This is a genomic window from Kosakonia sp. LAM2021, from assembly GCF_016620385.1.
In the GTDB taxonomy this organism is placed as follows: Bacteria; Pseudomonadota; Gammaproteobacteria; order Enterobacterales; family Enterobacteriaceae; genus Kosakonia; species Kosakonia sacchari.
Window position 1 is genome coordinate 265,010 of the sequence record NZ_JAENHT010000003.1, and the last position, 26,809, is coordinate 291,818.

The following is a 26,809-nucleotide window of genomic DNA, read 5'->3' on the forward strand; positions in this document are numbered from 1 at the left end:
CAGGAGTCGTCAAATGATTGATTATGAAATATTACGTTTTATCTGGTGGCTGCTGGTTGGCATTCTGCTGATTGGTTTTGCGGTCACCGACGGCTTCGACATGGGCGTGGGTATGCTGACCCGCGTGCTGGGTCGTAGCGACACCGAACGCCGCGTGATGATTAACTCCATCGCGCCGCACTGGGACGGTAACCAGGTTTGGCTGATCACCGCCGGTGGCGCGCTGTTTGCCGCCTGGCCGATGGTTTACGCTGCCGCGTTCTCCGGTTTTTATGTGGCGATGATCCTGGTGCTGGCTTCCCTGTTCTTCCGTCCGGTTGGTTTTGACTACCGTTCGAAGATTGAAGATATGCGCTGGCGCGGCATGTGGGACTGGGGCATCTTCATCGGCAGCTTTGTTCCGCCGTTGGTGATTGGTGTGGCATTCGGCAACCTGTTGCAGGGCGTGCCGTTCCATCTCGATAATGATATGCGCCTGTTCTACACCGGTAACTTCTTCCAGTTACTGAACCCGTTTGGTCTGTTGGCCGGCGTGGTGAGCGTGGCGATGATCCTGACCCAGGGCGCGACTTACCTGCAAATGCGTACCGTTGGCGAACTGCATCTGCGTGCTCGTGCCACGGTGCAGATTGCTGCGTTGGTTACGCTGGTTTGCTTCGCACTGGCTGGCGTGTGGGTGGTTTACGGTATCGACGGTTACGTGGTGACTTCTGTTATGGATCATCACGCCGCGTCTAACCCGTTGACCAAAGAAGTTGCGGTACAGGCGGGTGCCTGGCTGACTAACTTCAACAACATGCCTGTGCTGTGGCTGGTGCCGGCGCTGGGCGTGGTGTTGCCACTGCTGACCGTGCTGACCGCGCGTCTGGATAAAGCCGCGTGGGCGTTCGTGTTCTCTTCACTGACGCTGGCGTGCATCATCCTGACTGCTGGTATCGCGATGTTCCCGTTCATCATGCCGTCAAGCACTATGCTGAAAGCAAGCCTGACCATGTGGGATGCAACATCGACTCAGTTGACGCTGAACCTGATGACGTATGTGGCGCTGGTCTTCGTGCCGATCATTTTGCTGTACACCACCTGGTGTTACTGGAAAATGTTTGGTCGCATCACCAAAGAGCACATTGAAAGCAATACCCACTCTATGTACTAAGTAAGGAGCAGAATATGTGGTATTTCGCATGGATTTTAGGAACGCTTCTTGCCTGTGCTTTCGGAGTGATTACCGCGCTGGCGCTGGAACATGTTGAAGCGACCAAAGCCGGGAAAGAAGAACACTGATGGATAAAATTATCGCAAAATTGTATGCGGTAATGGATAAGGGCCCGTTAAGGGCCCTTTCCTTAATCATGGCATTACTGCTGGCAGGCTGTATCTTCTGGGATCCCTCCCGTTTCGCGGCCAAAACCAGCGAGCTGGAGATTTGGCACGGGCTGTTATTAATGTGGGCGGTGTGTGCCGGTGTTGTGCACGGTGTTGGCTTTCGCCCGCGCGCGCTTCACTGGCAGGGTTTTTTCTGCCCACCAGTTGCTTTCCTGGTAATGCTTGCGGGGCTTGTTTTTTTCTTCTTTTGAATAAGAAATATCCGCTATCCTCATGGGCTTGCAAAAGCCCATAAATTTTTACTCTCCGTTTACCTCAACCCATTCCAAAGCATCTTGCCCGCGCGTATAGTAGCGAAGTTTAAAAGCTCTAACTTTTTTTGCATTACCGGGATGTAAAGTGAATACAACGCTGTTTCGATGGCCGGTTCGGGTCTATTACGAAGATACCGATGCCGGTGGCATGGTTTACCACGCCAGCTACGTTGCTTTTTATGAAAGAGCCCGCACTGAGATGCTGCGCCACCATCACTTTAGCCAACAGGTTTTGTTGGCTGAGCGCGTTGCATTCGTGGTACGCAAAATGACGCTGGAGTATTTTGCACCCGCCAGACTCGACGACATGCTCGAAGTCCAAACGGAAGTTACATCAATGCGCGGAACCTCGATGGTTTTCTCGCAGCGGATTGTCAACGCAGAGAATAAAGTGCTGAACGAAGCTGAAGTGCTGATTGTCTGTGTTGATCCACTCTTAATGAAGCCTCGTGCGCTTCCCAAGTCTATTGTCGCGGAGTTTAAGCAGTGACTGACATGAACATCCTTGATTTGTTCCTGAAGGCTAGCCTTCTGGTCAAACTTATCATGTTGATTTTGATTGGTTTTTCTATCGCATCCTGGGCAATCATCATCCAGAGAACGCGCATCCTCAACGCAGCAGGGCGCGAAGCGGAAGCCTTCGAAGACAAGTTTTGGTCCGGCATCGAACTGTCTCGTTTGTATCAGGAAAGCCAGGGACGCCGCGATAATCTAAGCGGCTCAGAACAAATCTTTTATAGCGGTTTCAAAGAGTTTGCCCGCCTGCACCGCGCTAACAGCCATGCGCCAGAAGCAATTGTTGAAGGGGCATCAAGGGCGATGCGTATTTCGATGAACCGCGAGCTGGAAACCCTGGAAAACCATATTCCTTTCCTTGGTACCGTGGGTTCTATCAGTCCGTATATCGGCCTGTTCGGTACGGTATGGGGGATCATGCACGCCTTTATCGCGCTGGGTGCGGTGAAGCAGGCGACGTTGCAAATGGTTGCGCCAGGTATCGCCGAAGCGTTGATCGCAACAGCTATCGGTCTGTTTGCTGCCATTCCAGCGGTTATGGCTTACAACCGACTGAACCAGCGCGTGAACAAACTGGAACTGAATTACGACAACTTTATGGAAGAGTTCACGGCTATTCTGCATCGCCAGGCATTTGCCAGCAGCGACAGTAACAAGGAGTAAGCCATGGCCAGATCGCGTGGACGGGGCCGTCGTGACCTCAAGTCTGAAATCAACATCGTACCGTTGCTGGACGTGTTGTTGGTGCTGCTGCTGATCTTTATGGCGACGGCACCGATCATTACGCAAAGCGTAGAGGTTGATCTGCCGGATGCGACACAGTCGCAAACCGTCAGCACCAATGACGATCCTCCGGTCATTATTGAGGTTTCCGGTGTCGGACAATACAGCGTGGTGGTGGAAAAAGATCGTATGGATCAACTGCCGCCGGAGCAGGTGATTGCGGAGGCGCAGCGTCGCCTGCAATCCAATCCGAAAACCGTGTTCTTAATCGGCGGGGCGAAAGATGTGCCGTACGATGAAATCATTAAAGCGCTGAACCTGTTACATAGCGCGGGTGTGAAATCAGTCGGCTTGATGACGCAGCCTATCTGATCACCGGCTTAACAGGCGGACAGTTTTTGGGAACCGAGAGTGTCAAAGGCAACCGTACAAAACGACAAGCTTAAGCGAGCAATAATCATTTCAGCTGTGCTGCACGTAATCCTTGTGGCGCTGCTGATCTGGAGCTCGTTTGATGAGCATATTGATGCTTCTTCAGGCGGTGGCGGTGGCTCTGCGATTGATGCGGTGATGGTCGATCCGGGCGCTGTGGTGGAAAATTACAATCGCCAACAGCAGCAGCAAGCCAGTGCGCAGCGCGCTAAAGAGCAGCGTGAAAAACAGGCGCAACAGCAAGCGGAAGAGCTGCGTGAAAAGCAGGCTGCCGAACAGGAGCATTTAAAACAGCTGGAGCAGGAGCGTTTGCAGGCGCAGGAAGCGGCGCGCGAACAGGCTGAGCAGCAGAAAAAAGCGGAAGAGGCGGCAAAACAGGCTCAACAGCAGCAGAAACAAGCTGAAGAGGCTGCCGCGAAAGCCGCAGCTGACGCAAAAGCAAAAGCGGACGCGCAGGCAAAAGCAGCGGAAGAAGCGGCGAAGAAAGCCGCTGCTGACGCACAGAAAAAAGCGGAAGCCGAAGCCGCTAAAGCTGCCGCAGACGCACAGAAAAAAGCCGAAGCGGAAGCGGCCAAAGCGGCTGCCGATGCGAAGAAAAAAGCGGAAGCCGAAGCTGCGAAGAAAGCGCAGGCTGAAGCGGCTAAACAAGCCGCCGCAGAAAAAGCGGCAGCGGAGAAAGCCGCAGCAGCCGAGAAGGCCGCCGCTGAAAAGGCTGCTGCCGAGAAAGCAGCGGCTGAAAAAGCGGCTGCAGAGAAGAAAGCCGCAGCGGCAAAAGCGGCAGCCGACAAAAAAGCGGCTGCAGAGAAGGCCGCAGCAGCCAAGAAAGCCGCTGCGGAGAAAGCTGATGCCGCTGGCGTTGACGATCTGTTTGGCGATTTAAGCTCCGGTAAGAATGCACCGAAAACGGGTGGTGGAGCGAAAGGGAATGGTCAGCCAGCAAAAGATTCGGGCCAATCTGGCGCGAAGGGTGGTGCAACTGGTACGGATATTAGTGCGTATGCAAAACAAATCCAGGTCGCGATTGAAAGCCGCCTTTACGGATCCGATTTGTACCGTGGTAAGTCTTGCGTTCTGCATATTAATCTCGGACCGGATGGAACGCTGCGTGATATTACTTCGGAAGGTGGCGACCCTGCCTTATGTCAGGCGGCATTGACTGCTGCTAAAACGGCCAGAATTCCTAAACCGCCGAGCCAGGCTGTTTATGAACAAGTAAAAGATGCCAAATTAGACTTCAAACTGTAATGATCTTTCCTTTACAAGGGTAGATCAGCAGCTACGGTTGACATTGGGCATTGGTAGTATTGTCTATTGAGTTTGTTAAAATTCTGCTAAATTATCGCGGGTTTTCCGCCCGGATAAGGGAGATATGATGAAGCAGGCATTACGTGTTGCATTTGGTTTTCTGATGCTGTGGGCAGCTGTGCTGCACGCAGAAGTACGTATCGAGATCACCCAGGGGGTGGACTCGGCACGCCCGATCGGCGTCGTGCCTTTCCAGTGGGGTGGCCCTGGCGCTGCGCCTGAGGATGCTGGCGGTATCGTTGCTGCGGATCTGCGCAACAGCGGCAAATTCAATCCACTCGACCGTTCACGTCTGCCGCAGCAACCTGGCAGCGCTCAGGAAGTACAGCCAGCCGCATGGTCAGCACTGGGTATTGACGCGGTGGTTGTCGGCCAGGTGACCCCGAATCCTGACGGCAGCTACAATGTCGCTTACCAACTGGTGGATACCGGTGGTGCACCGGGAACCGTACTGGCGCAGAACTCCTTTAAAGTGAACAAACAGTGGCTACGTTACGCCGCTCACGCTGCCAGTGACGAAGTATTCCAAAAACTGACAGGCATTAAAGGCGCGTTCCGTACCCGTATCGCTTATGTTGTGCAGACCGCTAACAGCCAGTTCCCATATGAACTGCGCGTTTCCGACTACGATGGTTACAACCAGTTCCTGGTGCATAAATCTCCGCAGCCGCTGATGTCTCCGGCATGGTCACCAGACGGCTCCAAACTGGCGTACGTGACGTTTGAAAGTGGTCGTTCTGCGCTGGTTATCCAGACTCTGGCTAACGGCAGTGTTCGTCAGGTTGCTTCGTTCCCGCGTCACAACGGCGCGCCGGCGTTCTCACCGGATGGTTCTAAACTGGCGTTCGCACTGTCGAAAACCGGTAGCCTGAACATTTACGTCATGGACATCGGCTCTGGCCAGATCCGCCAGGTCACCGATGGCCGCAGCAACAACACGGAACCGACCTGGTTCCCGGATAGCCAGACTCTGGCTTTCACCTCTGACCAGGCTGGGCGTCCGCAGGTTTATAAAGTAGGCATTAATGGCGGCGCAGCACAGCGTATCTCGTGGCAGGGTTCGCAGAACCAGGATGCGGATATCAGCAGCGACGGCAAATTTATGGTGATGGTTAGCTCTGACGGTGGTCAGCAGCACATCGCTAAACAAGATCTGGAAGCGGGTGGCGTACAGGTTCTGACGTCAACGTTCCTGGATGAAACGCCAAGTCTGGCACCTAACGGCACAATGGTAATCTACAGCTCTTCTCAGGGGATGGGATCCGTGCTGAATCTGGTTTCTACAGATGGGCGTTTCAAAGCGCGTATTCCGGCGACTGATGGACAGGTTAAATTCCCTGCCTGGTCACCGTATCTGTAATAATAAATAATTGATTATAAAGGAATCAAAGAAATGCAACTGAATAAAGTGCTGAAAGGCCTGATGCTGGCTCTGCCTGTAATGGCGATCGCTGCATGTTCTTCTCACAAGAATGCAAGCGACCAGAGCGGCGAAGGCATGATGGGTGCTGGCACTGGCATGAACGGTAGTGGCAACATGTCCTCCGAAGAACAAGCGCGTCTGCAAATGCAACAGCTGCAGCAGAACAACATTGTTTACTTCGATCTGGACAAGTATGACATCCGTTCTGACTTCGCAGCGATGCTGGATGCTCACGCTAACTTCCTGCGTAGCAACCCGTCCTACAAAGTCACCGTAGAAGGTCACGCTGACGAACGTGGTACTCCGGAATACAACATCTCCCTGGGCGAACGTCGTGCTAACGCCGTTAAAATGTACCTGCAGGGTAAAGGCGTTTCCGCTGACCAGATCTCCATCGTTTCTTACGGTAAAGAAAAACCTGCAGTACTGGGTCACGACGAAGCGGCTTACGCTAAAAACCGTCGCGCCGTACTGGTTTACTAAGAGAATTGCATGAGCAGTAACTTCAGACATCATCTGTTGAGTCTGTCGTTACTGGTTGGCATAGCGGCCCCCTGGGCCGCTAATGCTCAGGCGCCAATCAGTAGTGTCGGCTCAGGCTCGGTCGAAGACCGTGTCACTCAACTCGAGCGTATTTCCAATGCTCACAGCCAGCTTTTAACTCAACTCCAGCAACAACTCTCCGATAATCAGGCCGATATTGATACGCTTCGTGGGCAAATCCAGGAAAATCAGTATCAATTGAACCAGGTGGTTGAACGCCAACAGCAAATTTTGCAGCAGATAGGCAATCTTAGCAGTGGCGGTGCGGCGGGGCAGACGCAGCAGACGTCCGGCGATCAGAGCGGTGCGGCAACGCAGACTCCGGCAGCGGATTCTGGTGCCAACGCGGGGGCGGCAAACACTGGCGCGCCCGTACAAAGCGGTGATGCCAATACCGATTACAATGCTGCGGTTGCGCTGGTGCAGGATAAATCCCACCAGGATGAAGCGATTGCCGCATTCCAGAATTTCGTCAAAAAGTATCCTGATTCAACCTACATACCGAATGCCAACTACTGGCTTGGTCAGTTGAATTACAACAAGGGTAAAAAAGACGATGCTGCTTATTATTTCGCTTCTGTTGTGAAAAATTTCCCAAAATCGCCTAAAGCGCCAGACGCTATGTACAAAGTCGGTGTGATTATGCAAGACAAAGGAGATACAGCAAAAGCGAAGGCGGTTTACCAGCAGGTGGTCAGTAAATACCCTGGTACCGAAGGCGCGAAACAAGCGCAAAAACGTCTTGGTTCGATGTAATGCATAGCACATGACCAGAAATCGAGCTTTTTCTGGTCTTGTCGCATGAATCATAAGCAGTTAAGTGATATTCATCGAAATTGTTGTTGCGCTCAATTCTTAAATCAGTAATATATGCCGCCGTTGCCAAGGGATATCACACAACCAGAAGCAGCGCAAAAGTGGGTCGTTAGCTCAGTTGGTAGAGCAGTTGACTTTTAATCAATTGGTCGCAGGTTCGAATCCTGCACGACCCACCACTTAAAGTAGTATCCAGCGCAGTATCGGGTGATTAGCTCAGCTGGGAGAGCACCTCCCTTACAAGGAGGGGGTCGGCGGTTCGATCCCGTCATCACCCACCACTCGGGTCGTTAGCTCAGTTGGTAGAGCAGTTGACTTTTAATCAATTGGTCGCAGGTTCGAATCCTGCACGACCCACCAATTTAACATCCATACGATGGTGTTAAACGTGAAGGATAACGTTGCGTCAGCAGCGTCCGGCTAAAAGCGAGCCATCCTGCACGATCAACCACTCAATGTGGTCACAAAAAATTGTCTTCGAAGTTGCTACCCGTATGGGTCGTTAGCTCAGTTGGTAGAGCAGTTGACTTTTAATCAATTGGTCGCAGGTTCGAATCCTGCACGACCCACCAATTTAACATCACATTGGCGCCGGTTAACTTCGAAGAACAGTCCCGAAAGGGGTCGTTAGCTCAGTTGGTAGAGCAGTTGACTTTTAATCAATTGGTCGCAGGTTCGAATCCTGCACGACCCACCAATGTAAAAACGGCGCTGGCGGCGCTTTTTTGCTATCTGCCTTGGTTGAAGATTCGACAAAATTGTCGGGAACAATTTTGAACAACGCGCAGCGTTGGCCCGCAGGGCGAGTCTCAGGATGAGACGAGTAACTCTGCAGTAGGTTCGAGTCGAACGGAGTGAGACAACGGAGCCGTCTGCGGCGACGACCCGAAGGGCGAGCGAAGCGAGTCATCCTGCACGACCCACCAATGTAAAAATGGCGCTGGCGGCGCTTTTTTGCTATCTGCTATTCCACAAAAATTCTCCACGACATTTTTTGTCCAATCAGCTATCTTGTTTAGTATATAAAACACCGGTGCGCTAATGACGTCACGCATTTGCGTTGTTCTGGTAATTAAGTTAAGCAAGCAAAACGAGTAAGCATGATGAGCGTAATGTTTGATCCTGAAACCGCAATCTATCCGTTCCCGCCCAAACCCACACCGCTAAACCTGCATGAGAAGCAGTTTTACCGCGAGAAAATCAAGCGCTTGCTCAAAGAGCGAGATGCGGTGATGGTTGCGCACTACTATACCGACCCGGAAATTCAGCAACTGGCGGAAGAGACGGGCGGTTGTATCTCTGATTCGCTGGAGATGGCGCGTTTTGGTGCCAGACATTCCGCCTCAACGCTGCTGGTAGCAGGCGTACGTTTTATGGGGGAAACGGCCAAAATCCTCAGCCCGGAAAAAACCATCCTGATGCCGACATTGCATGCGGAATGCTCGCTTGATCTCGGCTGTCCGATCGAGGAGTTCAGCGCCTTTTGTGATGCGCACCCGGATCGTACCGTGGTGGTTTACGCCAACACCTCTGCGGCCGTGAAAGCGCGTGCCGACTGGGTTGTGACCTCAAGCATCGCGGTGGAGTTAATTGAGCATCTCGACAGCCTTGGCGAGAAAATTATCTGGGCTCCGGATCGCCATCTCGGTAACTATGTACAAAAACAGACCGGCGCGGATGTGCTGTGCTGGCAGGGCGCGTGCATCGTGCATGATGAATTCAAAACGCAAGCACTGACGCGCATGAAAGCGCTCTATCCTGATGCTGCCATCCTCGTGCATCCTGAATCGCCGCAGGCAGTCGTGAATCTGGCCGATGCTGTCGGCTCAACCAGCCAGCTTATCGCAGCAGCAAAAACACTGCCAAATAAGCAGCTTATCGTCGCGACCGATCGCGGTATCTTTTATAAAATGCAGCAGGCTGTGCCGGAAAAAGAGTTGCTGGAAGCGCCTACCGCAGGTGAGGGAGCAACGTGCCGCAGCTGCGCGCACTGCCCGTGGATGGCGATGAACGGTCTGAAAGCGATCGCTGAAAGCCTGGAAAACGGTGGCGCGGAGCATGAAATCCACGTTGATGCTGCGCTGCGTGAAGGCGCGCTGCTGCCGCTTAACCGTATGCTCGATTTTGCGGCTACACTACGTTCTTAGTGAATAATCAATGCGTAGCAATACGCTGTGGGGAAAGAATGGATTTTTTTAGTACACAGAACATCCTGGTGCATATCCCGATTGGCACCGGTGGGTACGATCTTTCATGGATTGAAGCCACAGGCACACTGGCCGGTTTATTGTGCATCTGGCTCGCCAGCCTTGAGAAGATCAGTAATTACGCGTTTGGTCTGATCAACGTGACGCTGTTTGCGATTATTTTCTTCCAGATCCAGCTGTATGCCAGCTTACTGCTGCAGCTGTTTTTCTTTGCCGCCAACATTTATGGCTGGTATGCCTGGTCACGGCAAACCTCGCAGAATGAAGCTGAATTGCAAATCCGCTGGCTACCGTTACCCAAAGCGATGAGCTGGTTAGCGGTATGTGTGGTGGCGATTGGCTTGATGACCTTCTTTATAGATCCGGTCTTCGCCTTTCTGACGAAAATCGCCGTTGCCGTCATGCAAGCGTTGGGGCTGAACGTGGTCATGCCGCAATTGCAGCCCGATGCGTTCCCGTTCTGGGATTCCAGCATGATGGTGCTCTCCATCGTGGCGATGATTCTGATGACACGCAAATACGTTGAGAACTGGCTGCTATGGGTGGTGATTAATGTGATAAGCGTGGTGATCTTCGCGCTTCAGGGTGTCTGGGCGATGTCGCTGGAGTATCTGATCCTGACCTTTATCGCCCTTAATGGCAGCAGGATGTGGATTAATAGCGCGCGTGAGCGGGGTTCTCACGCGCTTTCGCATTAATGCGAGTGTGAATGGTGATGGTCAGGCTGCATCTCGCCCAGATGGCAGTCTGGCCCGCTACAGGGCTGGTACTCCATCTGCACCGTCGCATGCTCAATCTCATAATGATGTGCCAGAAAGTGGTGGATCTCGCCAAGTAGCTTGTCATGGTCGCGCGGAGGGATCACCTGCACATGCAACGTCATGAGCGGTTTTTCGCCGACCAGCCAGACATGCACGTGGTGAACATCACGCACCTCCGGGATAGCGCGTCGCAGATGGCGCTGCAACGCGCCAATATCCATTGAGCCCGGCGCACCTTCCAGCAGCTCGTTAACGCTTTCTTTCATTAGTCGCCAGGCGCTACGTAACACCAGCGCGGAAACCAGCACTGAGAGTATCGGGTCAATCGGTGTCCAGCCGGTGAACAAAATCACCAGTGCCGCAGCGATGGCACCCACAGAACCGAGTAAGTCGCCCAGCACATGCAGCGCGGCGGCGCGGACATTCAGGTTCTTCTCTTCGCTCCCCCGGTGCAGTAACCAGAACGCCAGCACATTAGCCACAAGCCCGGCTATCGCAATTACCATCATGGTTAAGCCTGCAACGGGCTGCGGATGAGAGAAACGCTGAATCGCTTCCCAGACAATCCACACGGTAATCAGCACCAGCGCCAGCGCATTGATGAATGCTGCAAGCGTGGTCAGACGCAGCCAGCCAAATGTACGGTGAGTGCTGGGTGGCTGGCGCGCAAAATAGACCGCTAATAACGCAAAAAGCAGCGCGGCGGCGTCCGTCAGCATATGGCCGGCATCGGCAATCAGCGCCAGAGAGCCGGAAATCAGGCCGCCGACCACTTCGATAACCATAAAAACGGCGGTAACGATAAACGCCAGCAGCAGACGGCGGGCGTTGGCATCTGCGGGAGTGTGCGAGTGTGAATGCGCCATGGACGGGTCGTTCCTTGTAATTATTTTAACGCCTTACATCATTGCAGATTTTTCGCTGTGCGGGAGAGATCGGGCAGAAAAAAGTAAGGAGAGCCGAAGCTCTCCCTGATATGTAATGCACCGAATCTTACTGGGTTGTGCCATCGGTTTTCTTATCAACGCTATGGTTGTTACCGCTTTCGGTTTCAACCTTTTTATTCACATCCGGGCAGCGGCCATCTTTACACATGGTGTTTTTATGCACCTCATCTTTGCTCATCTGCTGCCTGGAGTTGTGTTGAGTGGTCGAGTTGGTATTCAAGCTACCGCTGTTGATTTGGCTGTTATCCACGTTGTTTGGCGCAACATTCTGTTTTGCGTCCGATGCCGGTTGACCAGCAGCCGCTGCGGCATTGGCATCGCCATTACTGTCACTGGAGGATGCTGCGTCGGCCGCATAGGCTGCGCCACCTGCGAAAGTCAGCGTCGTCGTCAGTAATAGTGTCGCTAATTTATTCATTTTCATCATGATGCTCCTGTTCCGGTCGTTTTTACCGCCGCTGAGGGCGGTAAAAGCAGCGCGAACGAATTATCACGCTCAGTGGTTAAAGATGCCATTCATGTGCGATATAGCAGCATGGAATAGCGATAAAATGAAAAATAGAAGTGTTAACAGTTAAAAAGTGTAGCCCTGATATCGCCACCCGCTACTTTTTAACGCGATTTGGCCCTATTCCAGGAATTATCCGGGCGAAGTGTAAAATCGCGTTTACACTTCGTCGCTGACGAGATAGATTGGAAATATTGCATTCATCAAAAAAAGTATGGCCAGACTGGAACGAACATGAATTATCAGAACGACGATTTACGTATTAAAGAGATCAATGAGTTATTACCTCCTGTAGCACTCCTTGAAAAATTCCCCGCCACTGAAACCGCCGCAAATACGGTCTCGCATGCCCGCAAAGCGATTCATAAGATCCTGCGCGGAAATGACGATCGTCTGCTGGTGGTTATCGGGCCGTGTTCCATTCACGATCCTGCGGCGGCAAAAGAGTACGCTGCGCGTCTGCTGGCATTGCGCGAAGAACTTAAAGACGATTTAGAAATCGTTATGCGCGTTTACTTTGAAAAACCGCGTACCACGGTGGGCTGGAAAGGGCTGATTAACGATCCGCACATGGATAACAGCTTCCAGATTAATGACGGTTTGCGTATTGCGCGTAAGCTGCTGTTGGAAATCAATGACAGCGGTTTACCGGCGGCGGGGGAATTCCTCGATATGATCACCCCGCAATACATGGCCGATCTGATGAGCTGGGGAGCGATTGGCGCGCGTACGACGGAATCGCAGGTGCATCGTGAGCTGGCTTCCGGCCTCTCATGCCCGGTGGGGTTCAAAAACGGCACCGACGGCACCATTAAAGTCGCCATTGACGCGATCAACGCCGCAGGTGCGCCGCACTGCTTCTTGTCCGTCACCAAATGGGGCCACTCCGCCATTGTGAACACCGCCGGTAACGGTGATTGCCACATTATCCTGCGCGGCGGTAAAGAGCCAAACTACAGCGCGAAGCATGTCGCAGAAGTAAAAGTCGGCCTGCAGAAAGCTGGCCTGGAGCCGCAGGTGATGATCGACTTCAGTCATGCTAACTCCAGCAAACAGTTCAAGAAACAGATGGAAGTGGGCGCGGATGTGTGCCAGCAGATCGCCGGTGGTGAAAAAGCCATTATCGGTGTGATGATTGAAAGCCATCTGGTGGAAGGCAACCAGAGCCTGGAGAGCGGTGAGCCGCTGGTGTACGGTAAAAGCGTTACCGACGCCTGCATCGGTTGGGACGATACCGAAACGCTTTTACGCCAGCTCGCGGCGGCAGTAAAAGCGCGACGCAGTTAACGGTTGCAAAAATAAAAAAGCGTGGAAAGTTCCACGCTTTTTTTATGGGCGAAAACTTACTTCGCTTTACCCTGGTTTGCTACCGCAGCAGCTTTCGCGGCGATCTCGTCCGCGTTACCCAGGTAGTAGTGTTTCAGCGGTTTGAAGTTTTCGTCGAACTCATAGACCAGCGGTACACCAGTCGGGATGTTCAGCTCGAGGATCTCTTCTTCGCTCATGTTATCGAGGTATTTCACCAGCGCGCGCAGGGAGTTACCGTGAGCGGCGATGATCACGCGCTCACCGCTTTTCAGGCGCGGCAGAATGGTGTCGTTCCAGTAAGGAATGACGCGATCGATGGTCAGCGCCAGGCTTTCAGTCTGCGGCAGCTCGGTATCGGTCAGTTTCGCGTAGCGTGGATCGTGGCCCGGGAAACGTTCGTCATCTTTGGTCAGCGCTGGCGGAGTGACAGCAAAGCCGCGACGCCACTGTTTAACTTGCTCGTCACCGTATTTTTCAGCGGTTTCAGCTTTGTTCAGACCCTGCAGCGCACCGTAATGACGCTCGTTGAGTTTCCAGCTTTTCTCTACCGGCAACCACGCCTGATCCAGCTCGTCCAGCACGTTCCACAGCGTATGGATGGCACGTTTCAGCACAGAGGTATAAGCAAAATCGAAGCTGTAGCCTTCCTCTTTCAGCAGTTTGCCTGCCGCTTTTGCTTCGCCAACGCCTTTTTCGGACAGATCAACATCGTACCAACCGGTGAAGCGGTTTTCGTTGTTCCACTGGCTTTCGCCATGACGAACCAGAACCAGCTTAGTAACAGCCATACACTTACTCCTGTGAGCCTGATTGAATGATAACAATTCTCATTATATTGCCGTAAAGGTGCTCCCGGCAACGGTTACCCATAACCATAGCGAAAATAGCCGCCGAGTGTAAGGTGCTTGTGAATCAGGGGTTATGGTTTTGTCGATAAGTGGCGCATATTTCAGCAAAACGGGTAAAAAAAGCCCTCCGGAAGGAGGGCGGGGGATTTACTGCGCAATAAAGTGGTATTCCGCCAGGCTGACATAAACGTCGCCAGGCAGTAAGAAGCAGTCCGGCTGCGGGAAATCCGGGCGGTTCGGGCTGTCGGGCAAAAACTCGCTCTCCAGCGCCAGGCCTTGCCACGCGTTATAGGTTTTGCCGCCGCGCGCTGGCGTTCCTTCCAGATAATTACCGGAATAGAACTGGAGCGCAGGCGCGCTGGTATACACCGTCATTTGCAGCTGTTTGTCCGCAGACCACAACTGCGCGGCGGGTTGACTGACGTCGCCTTTTGCCTGCAATAAAAACGCATGGTCGTAACCTTTCACCACGCGCTGATCGTCCTCGGCCAGAAAATCCTGCGCTACGGTTTTCGGGGCACGGAAATCAAAACTGGTCCGCTCAACATCTTTCAACCCGTCTGTCGGAATGCCCATCTCATCGACCGGCAAATAAGCATCCGCCAGCAGTTGCAACGTGTGGTTGCGAACATCCGACTGATCACCATCAAGGTTAAAATAAGCGTGGTTAGTCAGATTGACCGGGCACGGTTTATCGGTCGTTGCCCGGTATTCAATGGCAAGTCGGTTATCGTCGCCGAGGCGGAAATGCGCGCGGGTATGAACGTTTCCGGGGAATCCCTGATCGCCATCCGCTGAATTCAGGACGAAGACCACTTCGTTATCATTCTGCCGCTCTATCAACCAGCGCCGTTTGTCGAACCCTTCCGGGCCGCCATGCAGCTGGTTTTCACCCTGGCTTGGCGTCAACGTATAGGTGTGGCCATCCAGCGTGAAACGGCTTTTGGCGATACGGTTGGCGTAACGGCCCACCGACGCGCCCAGATACGCCGTCTGTTGCAGGTAGTGTTCCGGCGTGGCGCAGCCCAGCAGCGCTTCACGCACGGAACCATCTTTTAACGGCACACGCGCGGATAACAGCGTCGCGCCCCAGTCCATCAATGTCACCACCATCCCGGCGCTATTGCGCAGGGTGATCAGGCGAAAGGGCAGCCCGTCCGGGGCTGCTGCAGAAGCTTCGTTTAGCACTGTCCTGCTCCCTGTGAAGGTTTGCAAACATAGAAGGTTTCTTTGATACCGGTTTTCGCTTCGTACTGGCTCTCAACAGCCTTTTTGACTGCCGGTACGAGGTTTTCTGGCATCAGCGCGACGATGCAACCGCCGAAACCGCCGCCGGTCATGCGCACTCCGCCCTGGTCACCGATTGTCGCTTTGACAATCTCGACCAGCGTATCAATCTGCGGGACGGTAATTTCAAAATCATCACGCATTGACGCATGGGATTCAGCCATCAGCACGCTCATACGCTGCAGATCGCCTTTCTCCAGCGCAGCCGCAGCTTCCACGGTACGGGTGTTTTCGGTCAGCACGTGGCGTACGCGTTTGGCAACCAGCGGATCCAGCTCATGCGCCACCGCATTGAACTGGTCGATGCTGACATCGCGCAGCGCTTTTTGCTGGAAGAAGCGCGCGCCAGTTTCACACTGCTCGCGGCGGGTGTTGTACTCACTGCCAACCAGGGTGCGTTTAAAGTTACTGTTGATGATGACGATCGCCACGCCTTCCGGCATCGACACCGCTTTGGTGCCCAGCGAGCGGCAATCGATCAGCAGCGCGCTGCCTTTTTTGCCCAGCGCCGAGATAAGCTGATCCATGATGCCGCAGTTACAGCCGACAAACTGGTTTTCCGCTTCCTGACCATTGAGGGCAATTTGCGCGCCGTCCAGCGGCAGATGATAAAGCTGCTGGAACACGGTTCCGACCGCCACTTCCAGCGAGGCAGAAGAGCTCAGGCCAGCGCCCTGCGGCACATTGCCGCTGATGACCAGATCCGCGCCGCCAAAACTGGCATCGCGTTTTTGCAGATGTTTCACCACGCCGCGCACATAGTTCGACCACTGCTGGCTGTCATGGGTCACAATTGGCGCATCCAGTGAGAACTCATCGCTCTGGTTGTCATAATCGGCAGCGATCACCCTAACGATGCGATCAGTACGCGGGGCGCAGCTGATCACCGTCTGGTAATCAATGGCGCACGGCAGAACAAAACCGTCGTTATAGTCGGTGTGTTCGCCAATCAGATTCACGCGACCAGGTGCCTGGATTGTGTGGGTGGCAGGGTAGCCGAATTTTTCAGCAAACAGGGATTGTGTGTTCTCTTTCAGACTCATTGTTATTCTCCGGATTCGCGAAAATGGATATCACTGACCGCGCGCAGACGTTCGGCGGCTTGTTCTGCTGTCAGGTCACGCTGGGTTTCGGCCAGCATTTCATAGCCGACCATAAATTTACGCACCGTGGCGGAACGCAGCAGCGGCGGGTAGAAATGCGCGTGCAGTTGCCAGTGGTCATTCTCTTCGCTGTTAAACGGTGCGCCGTGCCAGCCCATCGAGTAGGGGAACGAGCACTGGAATAGATTGTCATAACGGCTGGTCAGTTTTTTCAATGCCAGCGCTAAATCGCGGCGCTGTTCATCGCTTAAATCGGTGATGCGTTGTACATGCGCTTTCGGCAGCAGCAAGGTTTCAAACGGCCACGCTGCCCAGTAGGGAACCACACCCAGCCAGTGTTCTGTTTCCACCACGGTACGGCTGCCATCGTTCAGCTCGCGCGTTGCGTAGTCCAGCAGCATAGGGGACTGATACTGAGCGAAATAGTCGCGTTGCAGGCGATCTTCACGATCCACTTCATTCGGCAGGAAGCTGTTGGCCCAGACTTGCCCGTGCGGGTGCGGGTTGGAACAACCCATCGCCGCACCTTTGTTTTCAAATACCTGTACCCACGGGTACTGCTGACCCAGCTCAGCGGTTTGCTGTTGCCAGGTTTTTACCACGGATTCCAGCGCATCGACGCTCAGTTCAGGCAGCGTTTTGCTGTGATCCGGCGAGAAACAGATCACCCGGCTGGTGCCGCGCGCACTCTGGCTGCGCATCAGCGGATCGTCGCTCACCGGCGCGTCCGGCGTGTCGGTCATCAACGCGGCGAAGTCGTTGGTGAACACATAAGTGCTGGTGTAATCCGGGTTTTTATCCCCGGTTACGCGGGTATTGCCCGGGCAGAGGAAACAGTCCGGATCGTGCGCCGGCAGGGTTTGTTTCGCAGGCGTCTCTTGCGCCCCTTGCCAGGGGCGTTTTGCGCGGTGCGGTGAAACCAGTATCCACTGGCCGGTCAGCGGGTTGTAGCGGCGATGCGGGTGATCGACCGGATTAAATTGCGTCATTACCATTCCTTTAATCGGGATAGCCTTGCGGGTGGCGTGACTGCCAGCGCCAGGTATCTTCTGCCATTTCGTCAAGCGTACGGGTTACGCGCCAGTTCAGTTCCTTATCCGCTTTGCTGGCATCGGCCCAGTAGGCCGGGAGATCGCCCTCGCGGCGCGGCGCGTAGTGCCAGGCTACCGGTTTGCCACAGGCTTTACTGAAGGCGTTCACCACATCCAGCACGCTGCTGCCGACGCCCGCGCCGAGGTTATAAATATGCACACCTGGTTTACCGGCCAGTTGTTGCATGGCGGCGACATGACCGTCTGCCAGATCCATCACGTGGATATAATCACGCACGCCGGTGCCGTCTGGTGTCGGATAATCACTGCCAAAAATCGCCAGCGAATCGCGGCGGCCAACGGCAACCTGGGCGATATATGGCATCAGGTTGTTCGGGATGCCCTGCGGATCTTCGCCCATATCGCCTGACGGATGCGCGCCAACCGGGTTGAAGTAGCGCAGCAGCGCAATGCTCCACTCCGGCTGCGCTTTTTGCAGGTCGGTGAGGATCTGTTCCACCATTAGTTTGCTTTTGCCGTAGGGGCTTTGCGGCGTGCCGGTCGGGAAGCTTTCCACATAAGGGATTTTCGGCTGGTCGCCGTAAACGGTGGCAGATGAGCTGAAAATGAAGTTTTTAACGTTCGCGGCGCGCATTGCGTTAATCAGGCGCAGCGTACCGTTAACGTTGTTGTCGTAATATTCCAGCGGCTTCGCGACGGATTCGCCAACGGCTTTCAGCCCGGCGAAGTGAATCACCGCTTCAATGGCATGATCGTGCAGGATCTCTGCAAGCAGCGCTTCATCGCGAATGTCGCCTTCGACGAACAGCGCGCTTTTTCCGCCAAAACGCTCGATCTCATTGAGCACGCTGCGCTTACTGTTACAGAGATTGTCGAGGATGATAACGTCGTGGCCGTTTTGCAGCAGTTGCACGCAGGTATGACTTCCAATGTAACCGCTACCACCTGTAACCAGAACTCGCATATTTCCCTCCATAAAGCATTTGATATGAACAAACCTTAGCATAACAGAGAGGTGAAAACTGTGACATGGGATAAATTAGTGGAATCGTTTACACTCAGTTTTCTGCTAGCCAGTTTGCGGGGTAAGCGCCAGAAAAACCCCGCAATAGCGGGGTTCGTCTGACGCAAGTAAAAAGTCTTAAAAATGATGTCACTGCGGTGCAGCAACGCAGGCGGCATCAGCGAAAGCCGGATAACGCCTCGTGGAGGTTATAAGTCATCAGGGAGAGCCAGGCAATCAGCCCGAAGTACAAAAGCGTATATTCCAGACGTTTGCCAGGGGTCAGTGTGTCGAGATTCGGTTGATCATGGCGCCGCGCCCAGATTTGTGATGCCGCGAGAAAGCACACCAGCAGTAACAGCGGACTCGGGTGAAGGTAAAAGAAACCCAGCAGTACGGGAATGCCCAGATACCAGATCTTGCGCGAGATGGCGACCGTAATGCGCCCGCCATCCAGCGGCGGTACGGGGATCAGGTTAAACAGATTAAGTACAAAACCTGAATAGGCTACCGCCATCAGTAGTGAACTGTGGAAATACTCCGCCAGATAGTAGCAACCGAGGGCGGCAAGCGAGCCGAGCAGCGGGCCGGCAATACCGACCCAGGCTTCGGTTTCCGCATCTGGCAGCTCATCTTTCAACGCGATCCAGGCACCCACGAAGGGGATAAACATCGGTAATCCCGTCGCTAACCCGCGTTGACGCGCCGCCAGATAGTGCCCCAGCTCATGGCAAAACAGCAGCACCACAAACCCCGTCGCATACGGCCAGCCGAAGGCGAGCGCATAGGTAGCGATCGACAGCAGCATGGTGGCCCCGGAAAGGAAAAACTTCCCGAGGCTTGCCCCTTTAAGCAGCAGCAAGAGCATGCTCATGGTTTACTCGGCTTTTTTGCGAAACAGCATTTTTTTCACACCCATGCCGAATGCCGCCACGGCGATTAGGCCAAGTTTCCAGAACTTCAGCAGCGTCACACCGATAAGCGCCAGCAGACCCAGTTTTTTCGCCGCCAGGCCGCCAATCAGCGCCGCGAGGCCATATTCGGCAATCTTGTCGGTAGAAGCATTAAAATCGCTGTATTTTTTGCCGTCGTTAAAGGTCACGGCATTGAGTAACGTTTTGGCGAGCGGTTTTTCCTGCTCAACGGTGCCGCGATCGGTCACCAGGTTTAACGACAGATAACCTTCACGACCCAGCAGATAGGTGTTGTAGTTAACACCCTGTTCTTTTTCCGGCACGTTGCTGCCAATATCGCGGATAGCCGCAGACCAAATCAGGCGATGCGAGGCCGCCTCGTAGGTAGGTTTTTCTACCCAACCCAAGACTTCAATTGGCGGGATACCTTTTTCGCTACGCTCTTTATTGCCCGCTTTAGTCCCTTCCTGCAAATTACTCAGCAGTTCGTCGGCGTCCCAGTCTTTGGCATCGTCATCTTTGATATAACCGGCGTCGGCATATTCAATCGAAACAAAGCCGGAAATATCATTACTGAATACCAGACCATAAAAAGAGTTGTTATCAACATGGTTACCCAGCGCGCGCATAAATACCGCTGCCTGCTGTGACGGAATATAGGCGAAGCCTTCGGGCAGGTTCAGAATCGCCTGATTACCAAGATCAATTTTATGCGGGCCGTGAATACTGGCACGCTGCATATTTTCAACGGCTTGCTTTAATTGTGCTTCCTGCCCGGAAGCTGGTGTTTGCGCACTCTCATCGGCGAAAGCGACACTGCAGAAACCCAGTAACAGCGACGCAGCCAGAGAAACGGCGCGGGTCATGCGGAGGAATTGATTCATCATAGTCCCGTAATTTTTTACCCGGCGTCCATCGACGGGCTTTTTTCTTGCCATAACAAAAACTGGCCGCCGACAATTTTATGTTGCCAACTGACCAGTCAGAGATCGTTATTATGTTGCTTATTTAAAACGGGGCTATTACATCATATCCGGCGAAATGGAACCATCCCCCTAATTATTGTGGTGTAAGTTGATAACGATATCCGTCGCCCTCTTGTACAAATTCAAGACGGTGGGTAATACAAGCGGGCGCGTCTCCGGCGTGGTGCGAAACAAATAACAGTTGGGTTTCGCCTTCGCTAATTAATACATCAACAAAGCGGCGAATAAGCTGGCGGTTTAAAGGATCAAGACCCTGTAACGGTTCATCAAGAATGAGCAGCGTCGGGTGCTTGACCAGCGCACGCACAATCAGCGCCAGCCGCTGCTGACCCCAGGAGAGGCTACTAAACGGCGCGTCGGCGGTGCGTGCATCGAAACCTAAAATATCCAGCCAGCGCTGTGCCAGTTTGTGTTGTTTGTCCGATACCGCCTGGTAAATACCAATCGAGTCGAAATAACCAGAGAGGATGACATTGCGCACGTTGGTGCTGACGCGGTAATCCAGATGCAGGCTGCTGCTGACATAGCCAATATGCTTTTTGATATCCCAGATGGTTTCACCGCTGCCGCGACGCCGGCCAAACAGCGTCAAATCGTTGCTGTAGCCCTGTGGATGATCGCCGGTTATCAGGCTGAGCAGCGTGGATTTGCCCGCACCGTTCGGGCCGACGATCTGCCAGTGCTCGCCAGGATTTACCGTCCATGAAAGGTGGTCGATGATTGGCCGGTCGTTATAAGAGACGACGCCATCGTTCAGCACGATAAGCGGCGCGTCTGCGTTTAATGTTTCACGTGCGGGCGGCGCATCCGGTTCTGGTAATGCAATACCGGATAATTTTTCGCTGTGGGCTAACTGGGCGATCAGCGCTTGTTGCAACAGGGCTGCTTTTTCTCCGGTCTCTGTGAGCGAGCAATCCACCAGAACCCCGGCGTGTTGTACGAAGTCCGGTATTTCATCAAAGCGGTTCAGCACCAGCACCAGCGTAAAGCCGTCGGCATTGAGGCGCGCGAGAAGCTCCGCCAGTTGCTGCCGTGAGTGAACGTCAAGCCCATCGAAAGGCTCATCAAGGATCAGTAAATCCGGTTCGGCCATCAGGGCCTGGCACAGCAGCGTTTTACGGGTTTCGCCGGTCGAGAGGTATTTAAAGCGTCTCTCCAGCAGATGCGTGATGCCAAACTGCGCCGCAAGTTGCGCACAGCGCTGCGCGTCTTGCACCTCATCCTGAATAATCTCGGCGGTAGTTCGCCCGGTATCCTCTTCATCGGGGCTGAGCATATCGGTGTTATTGCGCTGCCACTCGTCGATGACCAGCTTTTGCAACTGCTCGAAAGAGAGGCGGGTGAGGCGGGTAAACTGGCACTGGCGTTCACCTTTCAGTAAGGTCAATTCCCCCGCCAGCGCGCGAGCCAGCGCTGACTTGCCGCTGCCATTCGCGCCGACAAAAGCCCAGCTTTCGCCAGCGCGTAGCGCTAAGTGTTCAATGTGCAGCGTGCGAGTGTCGCTAAGACGAAACGTACCTTGCGAAATGTGCAATGACGACATTGTGTATCCCATTTTTTGCAGCGTAGAAACTCAGGGATACGTGCAATGGGCTAACTTGTCAATGCGATTAGCATAACGTGGCGATAATCACGCGATCGGCATTAAAATATGCGGTCACTTCGCTCTGTTCCTGCAAATTATCCATCTCTTGCGTCGGCACGGTGGCGCACAGCACCTGACCATCTGGCAGCGTCATCAGCACCTCAGTTTGCTGCTCGCCGCGCTCAATATGGCTGATGCGCCCGGTAAGCTGGTTATCCGCCTGCGCGGCGCGTTTGGCATCCTGTGTGATGCTCACCCACGGCGCTTTTAGCAGCACCAGCACCTCTTTGCCTTCGTCGAGACCCAGGCGTTCGCCGCTTTGCGCGGTAATCGCAACTTTGAGACGGGTTTCACCGTCCGCCAGCAGCACGTCGACATGTTGCTGCACATGGTTGTGGTCGCGCGCTGTGATGGTGCCAAACCACTGATTGCGCGCGCTGGTCTGCAACGAGAAACGCGAAATCGCCGCCAGCAGGCTGTTTAACGGCAGGGCGTCATCATCACTTAACACGTCAAACGCTTTTTGCTGGATTTGCGCCAACAGATCGTAAAGCTGGATTAAGCGCTGCCCGTAACGCGTCACCACCGCACCGCCGCCGCCTTTACCTCCGGTCGCGCGGTCAACCAGCGTCTGTTCGCTGAGTTGGTTCATCTCATTAATAGCATCCCAGGCGCTTTTATAACTGATGCCAGCGTTCTTCGCGCCCTGGCTGATAGAGCCGGTTTCAACAATCTGCTTGAGCAGGGAGATGCGGCGCGGATCGGCAAATAGGCGCTGCTGGAGTTTGAGTGTGAGAAGAATTTCAGCCTGCATTACGCAATGTCCTGGCAAAAGAACTATTGTGAAGGAAAACCGTCACTACGCCTAGCCTGATGCGGGTGAATGCGCGCAAAGCTGCGAGGCGAATCGCACAAAAGGCGAGTGTTTTTCACCTGAATCAGGCTAGAATGCCCCGTTTACATTTTCTGGAGACGACTATGTTTGAGTTGTTGAAAAGCCTGGTGTTTGCCGTCGTCATGGTGCCTGTCGTGATGGCGATTATCCTGGGGCTGATTTATGGCCTGGGTGAAGTGTTTAACGTGTTTTCCGGCGTCGGTCGCCGCGACCAAAGCCGTCAGCAACGCTGATCCTCTCTTGCAAACGCCCGCTTTCGCGGGCGTTTATCTTTCAGATATTCAAGATCTCCTCACTTCCTGCCGATATATTTAAATAGGTTGCTAATTCTTGATAGGTATTACCTAACCGCCGGGAAACTCTGGTAATATCGTTATGTTTTTACGTATATAACGACACTCACAGGAGTTCCTAATGACACGTACAGGGTTACGCCTTTTTGCCGGGGCGACATTAACGCTCTCCGTTGCCGGGCAAGTTCTGGCGGATGAAGGTAAAATTACCGTTTTTGCTGCAGCATCACTGACCAACGCAATGCAGGATATCGCGGCGGCCTATAAAAAAGAGAAAAACGTCGAGGTGGTCTCCTCGTTTGCTTCTTCTTCTACTCTGGCGCGCCAGATTGAAGCGGGGGCTCCGGCGGATCTGTTCATTTCTGCCGATCAGAAATGGATGGATTACGCGGTAGAGAAAAAATCTATCGATACCGCAACCCGCGCAACACTGCTCGGTAACAGCCTGGTGGTTGTGGCTCCCAAAAGCAGTGCGCAGAGCGATATCGTCATTAATGCTAAAACCGACTGGAACAGTCTGCTGAAAGGCGGACGTCTGGCCGTTGGCGACCCGGAACATGTTCCGGCGGGGATTTATGCCAAAGAAGCATTGACCAAACTGGGCGCATGGGAAACTCTGTCGCCGAAGTTGGCTCCGGCAGAAGACGTGCGCGGGGCGCTGGCACTGGTGGAACGCAGCGAAGCGCCGCTTGGCATTGTCTACGGCTCTGACGCGGTTGCCAGTAAAGGGGTGAAAGTGGTCGGAACCTTCCCGGAAGATTCACACCAAAAAGTTGAGTACCCGCTGGCTATTATCGACGACCATAAAAACGCGACGGTCACGGCGTTTTATGACTACCTGAAAGGCCCGCAGGCTTCTGAAATCTTTAAACGTTACGGATTTACAACGCACGAATGATATTGACGGATCCCGAATGGCAGGCGGTATTGCTGAGCCTGAAAGTCTCATCCCTGGCAGTGGTTTTCAGTTTGCCGTTTGGGATCTTCTTTGCCTGGCTGCTGGTGCGCTGCACCTTTCCGGGCAAAGCGCTGCTCGACAGTTTGCTGCATCTACCGCTGGTGCTGCCGCCGGTGGTGGTGGGGTATTTATTGCTGGTGGCGATGGGACGACGCGGTTTCATTGGTCAGTGGTTGTATGACTGGTTTGGCATCACCTTCGCCTTTAGCTGGCGCGGCGCGGTGTTGGCCGCCGCGGTGATGTCGTTTCCGCTGATGGTGCGGGCCATCCGTCTGGCGCTGGAGAGCGTTGATACCAAACTGGAGCAGGCAGCCCGCACGTTAGGTGCCGGGCGCTGGCGCGTTTTTCTCACCATCACGTTACCGCTTACTTTGCCGGGGATTATCGTCGGCACGGTGCTGGCCTTTGCCCGTTCACTGGGCGAATTCGGCGCGACGATCACCTTCGTTTCCAATATTCCTGGCGAAACCCGCACTATTCCCTCTGCGATGTACACCTTGATTCAGACGCCCGGCGGTGAAGGCGCGGCGGCGCGGTTATGTATTATCTCGATCGTACTGGCACTGGTTTCGCTGTTGGTTTCCGAATGGCTGGCCCGCATTAGCCGCGAAAGGACAGGGAGGTAAGTCATGCTGGAGCTCAATTTCACCCAGACGCTGGGTACGCATCGCTTACGCATTGCTGAAAAGTTGCCCGCCAGCGGCATCACCGCGATTTTTGGCGTTTCGGGCGCCGGGAAAACCTCGCTAATCAACGCGATTGGCGGCCTGACTCATCCGCAGCAAGGGCGGATTGCGCTGAATAATCGTGTGCTGTTTGATTCCGAAAGCAAGATTTGCCTGCCGCCGGAGAAGCGGCGTGTCGGCTATGTTTTCCAGGATGCGCGGCTGTTTCCCCATTACAAAGTGCGCGGCAACCTGCGTTACGGCATGGCCAAATCCATGGCTGGCCAGTTCGACAAGCTGGTGGCGTTACTCGGTATTGAACCGTTGCTGGATCGGTTACCCGGTGGGCTTTCCGGTGGCGAAAAGCAGCGGGTGGCGATTGGCCGCGCGCTGTTAACCGCGCCGGAACTGATGTTACTCGATGAACCGCTGGCGTCGCTGGATATTCCGCGTAAGCGCGAACTGCTGCCATACCTGCAACGACTGGCGCGCGAGATCAATATTCCGATGCTGTACGTTAGCCACTCCCTGGATGAAATCCTGCATCTGGCAGATAAAGTGATGGTGCTGGAGGCGGGAGAAGTAAAGGCCTTCGGTAGTCTGGAAGATGTCTGGGGCAGCCGCGTGATGAACCCGTGGTTACCGGCGGAGCAGCAAAGTAGCGTGTTGAAAGTGGTCGTGCTGGAGCACCATCCGCACTATGCGATGACGGCGCTGGCGCTCGGCGATCAGCATATTTGGGTTAACAAGGTCGACCTTCCGCTGCAAAGTGCGTTGCGGATCCGTGTTCAGGCGACCGATGTTTCGCTGGTGCTGCAACCGCCAATGAATACCAGTATCCGTAATATCCTGCGTGCGAAAGTGGCGCAATGTTTTGATATCGACGGCCAGGTGGAAGTGCAACTGGAAGTGGGCAGCCGCACCCTGTGGGCGCGCATCAGTCCGTGGGCCAGAGATGAGCTGGCCGTGAAGCCTGGCCAGTGGTTATATGCGCAAATCAAAAGTGTGTCGATAACCGCATGATCGCCGGATGCGACGCCTGCGATGCATTGTGGGCGGTCATCTGCCCTCGCTCGGTATTAGCCCCTGACGCAGGGGCATAAGCTTTTCACCCGGCGAACCGGGCGGGGGTTTACAGCAGTTCTTTGTAGATAAATTGCGCAATGCTGTCGACGGTGTTGTCGCCAATCACCACGTTAGCATGGGCTTTTACCGCGTCGTCGGCATTGCCCATCGCCACGCCAACACCGGCGGCTTCCAGCATGCTGATATCGTTATAGTTATCACCAAACGCCACCACGTCCTTCATCGATAGCCCCTGTGACGCCACCCATTCGCTCAGACGTTTGCCTTTGCTGTTGCCCGCGCGGGCGATATCGACCTGATCATGCCATGACCATTCGCACTCCAGCCCCAGCGTTTGCTCCACGTGGTGGGCAAAATTTTTCAGTTTCTGCGTGTCGGTATCGGTGAGCGCAAATTTCCAGATAGACTCAACTTCCTGCGCCGCTGTGCGCAGGGACGTCACTTGCCGGAAGACCGGGCGCTGCTCTGGCGGCAACTGTTGCGCCCAGGTGTTGGTGCGTTCAACATGACCGGTTGGCTTTTCATAGAGCATGGCGTTGTCGACGTACATCAGGCCGTGAACCGCGTGCTCATCAAGCAGTGTGATCAACTGCTGCGCCTGTAAAACCGGCAACGGATCGGCGCTTAACACTTTTTTTGCATGATAATCATACAAATAAGTGCCATTACAGCAAATTGCAGGTGTATCCAGCGCCAGTGCCTGATAAAAAGGGTGGATGGCAACATGATGCCGGCCGGTCACGATAATGAGTTGATGTCCGGCGGCTTTTGCGCGAGCCAGCGCTTCAAGGGATGAGGGCAGAAGCGTTTTTTTCGGGGTCAGTAGCGTACCGTCTAAATCCAATGCAATCACGCGCGAAGTCATATCGTATTCCGTGGTCGATGTTGAAATTCAAATGTCCGGGGATGGTACACCGGGTCACCGGCTGCGCAAAATCTCCGGGTAAAATTCAGCATCAACCAACAAAAGCAGCTATCCTGGTTACTTAATGCAAAAAAGAATTAGAG

At 54.0% G+C, this 26,809-nt stretch carries 29 protein-coding genes, 5 tRNA genes and 1 other RNA gene; 23 read left to right on the forward strand and 12 right to left on the reverse strand.

The genetic code is table 11. The annotated features are described in order from the left end of the window. Positions 1–13 precede the first annotated feature (13 nt). The 18 genes from cydB to pnuC all read left to right on the forward strand — a co-directional run bounded on the left by cydB (position 14) and on the right by pnuC (position 10,300). Positions 14–1,153: a cytochrome d ubiquinol oxidase subunit II gene (gene cydB, locus JKP81_RS10025; protein ID WP_017455948.1), complete on the forward strand. Its 1,140-nt coding sequence runs from the start codon at positions 14–16 to the stop codon at positions 1,151–1,153. Positions 1,154–1,167: 14 nt separating this feature from the next. Next, on the forward strand, positions 1,168–1,281 hold the full coding sequence (cydX, locus tag JKP81_RS10030; protein WP_004100325.1) for a cytochrome bd-I oxidase subunit CydX: 114 nt from the start codon (positions 1,168–1,170) through the stop codon (positions 1,279–1,281). Then, a complete protein-coding gene (gene ybgE, locus JKP81_RS10035) occupies positions 1,281–1,574 on the forward strand; it encodes a cyd operon protein YbgE (RefSeq protein ID WP_200551610.1) in 294 nt (97 codons plus the stop codon). The genes cydX and ybgE overlap by 1 nt, the downstream gene beginning before the upstream one ends. Positions 1,575–1,722: 148 nt before the next feature. Then, positions 1,723–2,127: a tol-pal system-associated acyl-CoA thioesterase gene (gene ybgC / locus JKP81_RS10040; RefSeq protein WP_017455950.1), complete on the forward strand. Its 405-nt coding sequence runs from the start codon at positions 1,723–1,725 to the stop codon at positions 2,125–2,127. After that, a complete protein-coding gene (gene tolQ / locus JKP81_RS10045; protein WP_017455951.1) occupies positions 2,124–2,816 on the forward strand; it encodes a Tol-Pal system protein TolQ in 693 nt (230 codons plus the stop codon). Before ybgC ends, tolQ begins: the two co-directional genes overlap by 4 nt. A gap of 3 nt (positions 2,817–2,819) precedes the next feature. Continuing rightward, a complete protein-coding gene (tolR, locus tag JKP81_RS10050; RefSeq protein ID WP_017455952.1) occupies positions 2,820–3,248 on the forward strand; it encodes a colicin uptake protein TolR in 429 nt (142 codons plus the stop codon). 39 nt (positions 3,249–3,287) lie between these two features. Beyond that, positions 3,288–4,553, forward strand: coding sequence for a cell envelope integrity protein TolA (gene tolA, locus JKP81_RS10055; protein WP_200551611.1), 1,266 nt, complete (start codon positions 3,288–3,290; stop codon positions 4,551–4,553). 127 nt (positions 4,554–4,680) lie between these two features. After that, positions 4,681–5,973 carry a Tol-Pal system beta propeller repeat protein TolB gene (tolB, locus tag JKP81_RS10060; RefSeq protein WP_017455954.1) on the forward strand — a complete coding sequence of 431 codons (1,293 nt, stop codon included), beginning with the start codon at positions 4,681–4,683 and terminating at the stop codon, positions 5,971–5,973. A 33-nt stretch (positions 5,974–6,006) separates the two neighbouring features. Further along, entirely contained in the window at positions 6,007–6,519 is a 513-nt protein-coding gene (pal, locus tag JKP81_RS10065; protein ID WP_017455955.1) for a peptidoglycan-associated lipoprotein Pal, read from the forward strand. Positions 6,520–6,528: 9 nt separating this feature from the next. Beyond that, positions 6,529–7,335 (forward strand): cell division protein CpoB, encoded by an 807-nt coding sequence (gene cpoB / locus JKP81_RS10070; protein ID WP_200551612.1) that lies wholly within the window; start codon positions 6,529–6,531, stop codon positions 7,333–7,335. A gap of 163 nt (positions 7,336–7,498) precedes the next feature. Then, a tRNA-Lys gene (locus tag JKP81_RS10075) sits at positions 7,499–7,574 on the forward strand. A gap of 26 nt (positions 7,575–7,600) precedes the next feature. After that, positions 7,601–7,676 (forward strand) — tRNA-Val (locus tag JKP81_RS10080). Positions 7,677–7,679: 3 nt separating this feature from the next. After that, a tRNA-Lys gene (locus JKP81_RS10085) sits at positions 7,680–7,755 on the forward strand. 136 nt (positions 7,756–7,891) lie between these two features. After that, a tRNA-Lys gene (locus JKP81_RS10090) sits at positions 7,892–7,967 on the forward strand. 49 nt (positions 7,968–8,016) lie between these two features. Then, a tRNA-Lys gene (locus tag JKP81_RS10095) sits at positions 8,017–8,092 on the forward strand. A 93-nt stretch (positions 8,093–8,185) separates the two neighbouring features. Further along, positions 8,186–8,321, forward strand: a non-coding RNA gene (locus tag JKP81_RS10100) — RtT sRNA. 177 nt (positions 8,322–8,498) lie between these two features. Further along, positions 8,499–9,542, forward strand: a complete 1,044-nt coding sequence (gene nadA / locus JKP81_RS10105) for a quinolinate synthase NadA (protein WP_200551721.1) — start codon at positions 8,499–8,501, stop codon at positions 9,540–9,542. Positions 9,543–9,580: 38 nt separating this feature from the next. Continuing rightward, the gene (gene pnuC / locus JKP81_RS10110; RefSeq protein ID WP_200551613.1) at positions 9,581–10,300 is read left to right on the forward strand and encodes a nicotinamide riboside transporter PnuC; all 720 of its coding nucleotides are present in this window, start codon (positions 9,581–9,583) and stop codon (positions 10,298–10,300) included. Here pnuC and zitB read toward each other — a convergent pair. Both zitB and JKP81_RS10120 read right to left on the reverse strand, forming a co-directional pair. Then, positions 10,297–11,229 carry a CDF family zinc transporter ZitB gene (gene zitB / locus JKP81_RS10115; RefSeq protein ID WP_200551614.1) on the reverse strand — a complete coding sequence of 311 codons (933 nt, stop codon included), beginning with the start codon at positions 11,227–11,229 and terminating at the stop codon, positions 10,297–10,299. The genes pnuC and zitB overlap by 4 nt on opposite strands. Positions 11,230–11,356: 127 nt before the next feature. After that, complete coding sequence (locus JKP81_RS10120; RefSeq protein ID WP_200551722.1) at positions 11,357–11,734, reverse strand: YbgS-like family protein; 378 nt, start codon at positions 11,732–11,734, stop codon at positions 11,357–11,359. Positions 11,735–12,052: 318 nt separating this feature from the next. Here JKP81_RS10120 and aroG point away from each other — a divergent pair, with 318 nt between their 5' ends. Further along, a complete protein-coding gene (aroG, locus tag JKP81_RS10125) occupies positions 12,053–13,105 on the forward strand; it encodes a 3-deoxy-7-phosphoheptulonate synthase AroG (RefSeq protein ID WP_200551615.1) in 1,053 nt (350 codons plus the stop codon). 56 nt (positions 13,106–13,161) lie between these two features. Here aroG and gpmA read toward each other — a convergent pair whose 3' ends face one another. The 9 genes from gpmA to modE all read right to left on the reverse strand — a co-directional run bounded on the left by gpmA (position 13,162) and on the right by modE (position 22,718). Further along, entirely contained in the window at positions 13,162–13,914 is a 753-nt protein-coding gene (gene gpmA / locus JKP81_RS10130) for a 2,3-diphosphoglycerate-dependent phosphoglycerate mutase (RefSeq protein ID WP_200551616.1), read from the reverse strand. Positions 13,915–14,121: 207 nt separating this feature from the next. After that, positions 14,122–15,162 (reverse strand): galactose-1-epimerase, encoded by a 1,041-nt coding sequence (gene galM / locus JKP81_RS10135; protein WP_200551617.1) that lies wholly within the window; start codon positions 15,160–15,162, stop codon positions 14,122–14,124. Next, positions 15,156–16,304: a galactokinase gene (gene galK, locus JKP81_RS10140; RefSeq protein ID WP_200551618.1), complete on the reverse strand. Its 1,149-nt coding sequence runs from the start codon at positions 16,302–16,304 to the stop codon at positions 15,156–15,158. Before galK ends, galM begins: the two co-directional genes overlap by 7 nt. A 2-nt stretch (positions 16,305–16,306) precedes the next feature. Further along, positions 16,307–17,353, reverse strand: coding sequence for a galactose-1-phosphate uridylyltransferase (gene galT, locus JKP81_RS10145; RefSeq protein ID WP_200551619.1), 1,047 nt, complete (start codon positions 17,351–17,353; stop codon positions 16,307–16,309). Between the two features lie 10 nt (positions 17,354–17,363). Further along, positions 17,364–18,380: a UDP-glucose 4-epimerase GalE gene (galE, locus tag JKP81_RS10150; RefSeq protein WP_200551620.1), complete on the reverse strand. Its 1,017-nt coding sequence runs from the start codon at positions 18,378–18,380 to the stop codon at positions 17,364–17,366. A gap of 217 nt (positions 18,381–18,597) precedes the next feature. Next, a complete protein-coding gene (locus tag JKP81_RS10155; RefSeq protein WP_025263685.1) occupies positions 18,598–19,293 on the reverse strand; it encodes a site-2 protease family protein in 696 nt (231 codons plus the stop codon). A 3-nt stretch (positions 19,294–19,296) separates the two neighbouring features. Further along, the gene (locus JKP81_RS10160) at positions 19,297–20,217 is read right to left on the reverse strand and encodes a DUF2167 domain-containing protein (protein WP_200551621.1); all 921 of its coding nucleotides are present in this window, start codon (positions 20,215–20,217) and stop codon (positions 19,297–19,299) included. 175 nt (positions 20,218–20,392) lie between these two features. Next, a complete protein-coding gene (gene modF, locus JKP81_RS10165; RefSeq protein WP_200551622.1) occupies positions 20,393–21,862 on the reverse strand; it encodes a molybdate ABC transporter ATP-binding protein ModF in 1,470 nt (489 codons plus the stop codon). Between the two features lie 67 nt (positions 21,863–21,929). Then, positions 21,930–22,718 carry a molybdenum-dependent transcriptional regulator gene (gene modE / locus JKP81_RS10170; protein ID WP_200551623.1) on the reverse strand — a complete coding sequence of 263 codons (789 nt, stop codon included), beginning with the start codon at positions 22,716–22,718 and terminating at the stop codon, positions 21,930–21,932. A gap of 164 nt (positions 22,719–22,882) precedes the next feature. Between modE and JKP81_RS10175 the strand changes: the two genes are divergently transcribed. The 4 genes from JKP81_RS10175 (at position 22,883) to modC (ending at position 25,738) form a co-directional block, all read left to right on the forward strand. Continuing rightward, complete coding sequence (locus tag JKP81_RS10175) at positions 22,883–23,032, forward strand: AcrZ family multidrug efflux pump-associated protein (RefSeq protein ID WP_017455971.1); 150 nt, start codon at positions 22,883–22,885, stop codon at positions 23,030–23,032. A gap of 181 nt (positions 23,033–23,213) precedes the next feature. Further along, positions 23,214–23,990, forward strand: a complete 777-nt coding sequence (gene modA / locus JKP81_RS10180; protein ID WP_200551624.1) for a molybdate ABC transporter substrate-binding protein — start codon at positions 23,214–23,216, stop codon at positions 23,988–23,990. Then, positions 23,987–24,676 (forward strand): molybdate ABC transporter permease subunit, encoded by a 690-nt coding sequence (modB, locus tag JKP81_RS10185; protein WP_017455973.1) that lies wholly within the window; start codon positions 23,987–23,989, stop codon positions 24,674–24,676. Before modA ends, modB begins: the two co-directional genes overlap by 4 nt. A gap of 3 nt (positions 24,677–24,679) precedes the next feature. Beyond that, positions 24,680–25,738 carry a molybdenum ABC transporter ATP-binding protein ModC gene (gene modC, locus JKP81_RS10190; RefSeq protein WP_200551625.1) on the forward strand — a complete coding sequence of 353 codons (1,059 nt, stop codon included), beginning with the start codon at positions 24,680–24,682 and terminating at the stop codon, positions 25,736–25,738. Between the two features lie 109 nt (positions 25,739–25,847). Here modC and JKP81_RS10195 read toward each other — a convergent pair whose 3' ends face one another. Then, positions 25,848–26,666 carry a pyridoxal phosphatase gene (locus JKP81_RS10195; RefSeq protein ID WP_200551626.1) on the reverse strand — a complete coding sequence of 273 codons (819 nt, stop codon included), beginning with the start codon at positions 26,664–26,666 and terminating at the stop codon, positions 25,848–25,850. Between the last annotated feature and the right edge of the window lie 143 nt (positions 26,667–26,809).

Coding starts and splice junctions, on each gene's coding strand:
- tolR (WP_017455952.1), top strand. CDS start 2,820: ATGGCCAGATCGCGTGGACGGGGCCGTCGTGACCTCAAGTCTGAAATC.
- tolB (WP_017455954.1), top strand. CDS start 4,681: ATGAAGCAGGCATTACGTGTTGCATTTGGTTTTCTGATGCTGTGGGCA.
- cpoB (WP_200551612.1), top strand. CDS start 6,529: ATGAGCAGTAACTTCAGACATCATCTGTTGAGTCTGTCGTTACTGGTT.
- pnuC (WP_200551613.1), top strand. CDS start 9,581: ATGGATTTTTTTAGTACACAGAACATCCTGGTGCATATCCCGATTGGC.
- modE (WP_200551623.1), bottom strand. CDS start 22,718: ATGCAGGCTGAAATTCTTCTCACACTCAAACTCCAGCAGCGCCTATTT.
- cydB (WP_017455948.1), top strand. CDS start 14: ATGATTGATTATGAAATATTACGTTTTATCTGGTGGCTGCTGGTTGGC.
- JKP81_RS10120 (WP_200551722.1), bottom strand. CDS start 11,734: ATGAAAATGAATAAATTAGCGACACTATTACTGACGACGACGCTGACT.
- modF (WP_200551622.1), bottom strand. CDS start 21,862: ATGTCGTCATTGCACATTTCGCAAGGTACGTTTCGTCTTAGCGACACT.
- nadA (WP_200551721.1), top strand. CDS start 8,499: ATGAGCGTAATGTTTGATCCTGAAACCGCAATCTATCCGTTCCCGCCC.
- galE (WP_200551620.1), bottom strand. CDS start 18,380: ATGCGAGTTCTGGTTACAGGTGGTAGCGGTTACATTGGAAGTCATACC.
- modA (WP_200551624.1), top strand. CDS start 23,214: ATGACACGTACAGGGTTACGCCTTTTTGCCGGGGCGACATTAACGCTC.
- pal (WP_017455955.1), top strand. CDS start 6,007: ATGCAACTGAATAAAGTGCTGAAAGGCCTGATGCTGGCTCTGCCTGTA.
- galK (WP_200551618.1), bottom strand. CDS start 16,304: ATGAGTCTGAAAGAGAACACACAATCCCTGTTTGCTGAAAAATTCGGC.
- JKP81_RS10155 (WP_025263685.1), bottom strand. CDS start 19,293: ATGAGCATGCTCTTGCTGCTGCTTAAAGGGGCAAGCCTCGGGAAGTTT.
- JKP81_RS10175 (WP_017455971.1), top strand. CDS start 22,883: ATGTTTGAGTTGTTGAAAAGCCTGGTGTTTGCCGTCGTCATGGTGCCT.
- zitB (WP_200551614.1), bottom strand. CDS start 11,229: ATGGCGCATTCACACTCGCACACTCCCGCAGATGCCAACGCCCGCCGT.
- ybgE (WP_200551610.1), top strand. CDS start 1,281: ATGGATAAAATTATCGCAAAATTGTATGCGGTAATGGATAAGGGCCCG.
- gpmA (WP_200551616.1), bottom strand. CDS start 13,914: ATGGCTGTTACTAAGCTGGTTCTGGTTCGTCATGGCGAAAGCCAGTGG.
- modB (WP_017455973.1), top strand. CDS start 23,987: ATGATATTGACGGATCCCGAATGGCAGGCGGTATTGCTGAGCCTGAAA.
- JKP81_RS10160 (WP_200551621.1), bottom strand. CDS start 20,217: ATGAATCAATTCCTCCGCATGACCCGCGCCGTTTCTCTGGCTGCGTCG.
- cydX (WP_004100325.1), top strand. CDS start 1,168: ATGTGGTATTTCGCATGGATTTTAGGAACGCTTCTTGCCTGTGCTTTC.
- modC (WP_200551625.1), top strand. CDS start 24,680: ATGCTGGAGCTCAATTTCACCCAGACGCTGGGTACGCATCGCTTACGC.
- JKP81_RS10195 (WP_200551626.1), bottom strand. CDS start 26,666: ATGACTTCGCGCGTGATTGCATTGGATTTAGACGGTACGCTACTGACC.
- aroG (WP_200551615.1), top strand. CDS start 12,053: ATGAATTATCAGAACGACGATTTACGTATTAAAGAGATCAATGAGTTA.
- galT (WP_200551619.1), bottom strand. CDS start 17,353: ATGACGCAATTTAATCCGGTCGATCACCCGCATCGCCGCTACAACCCG.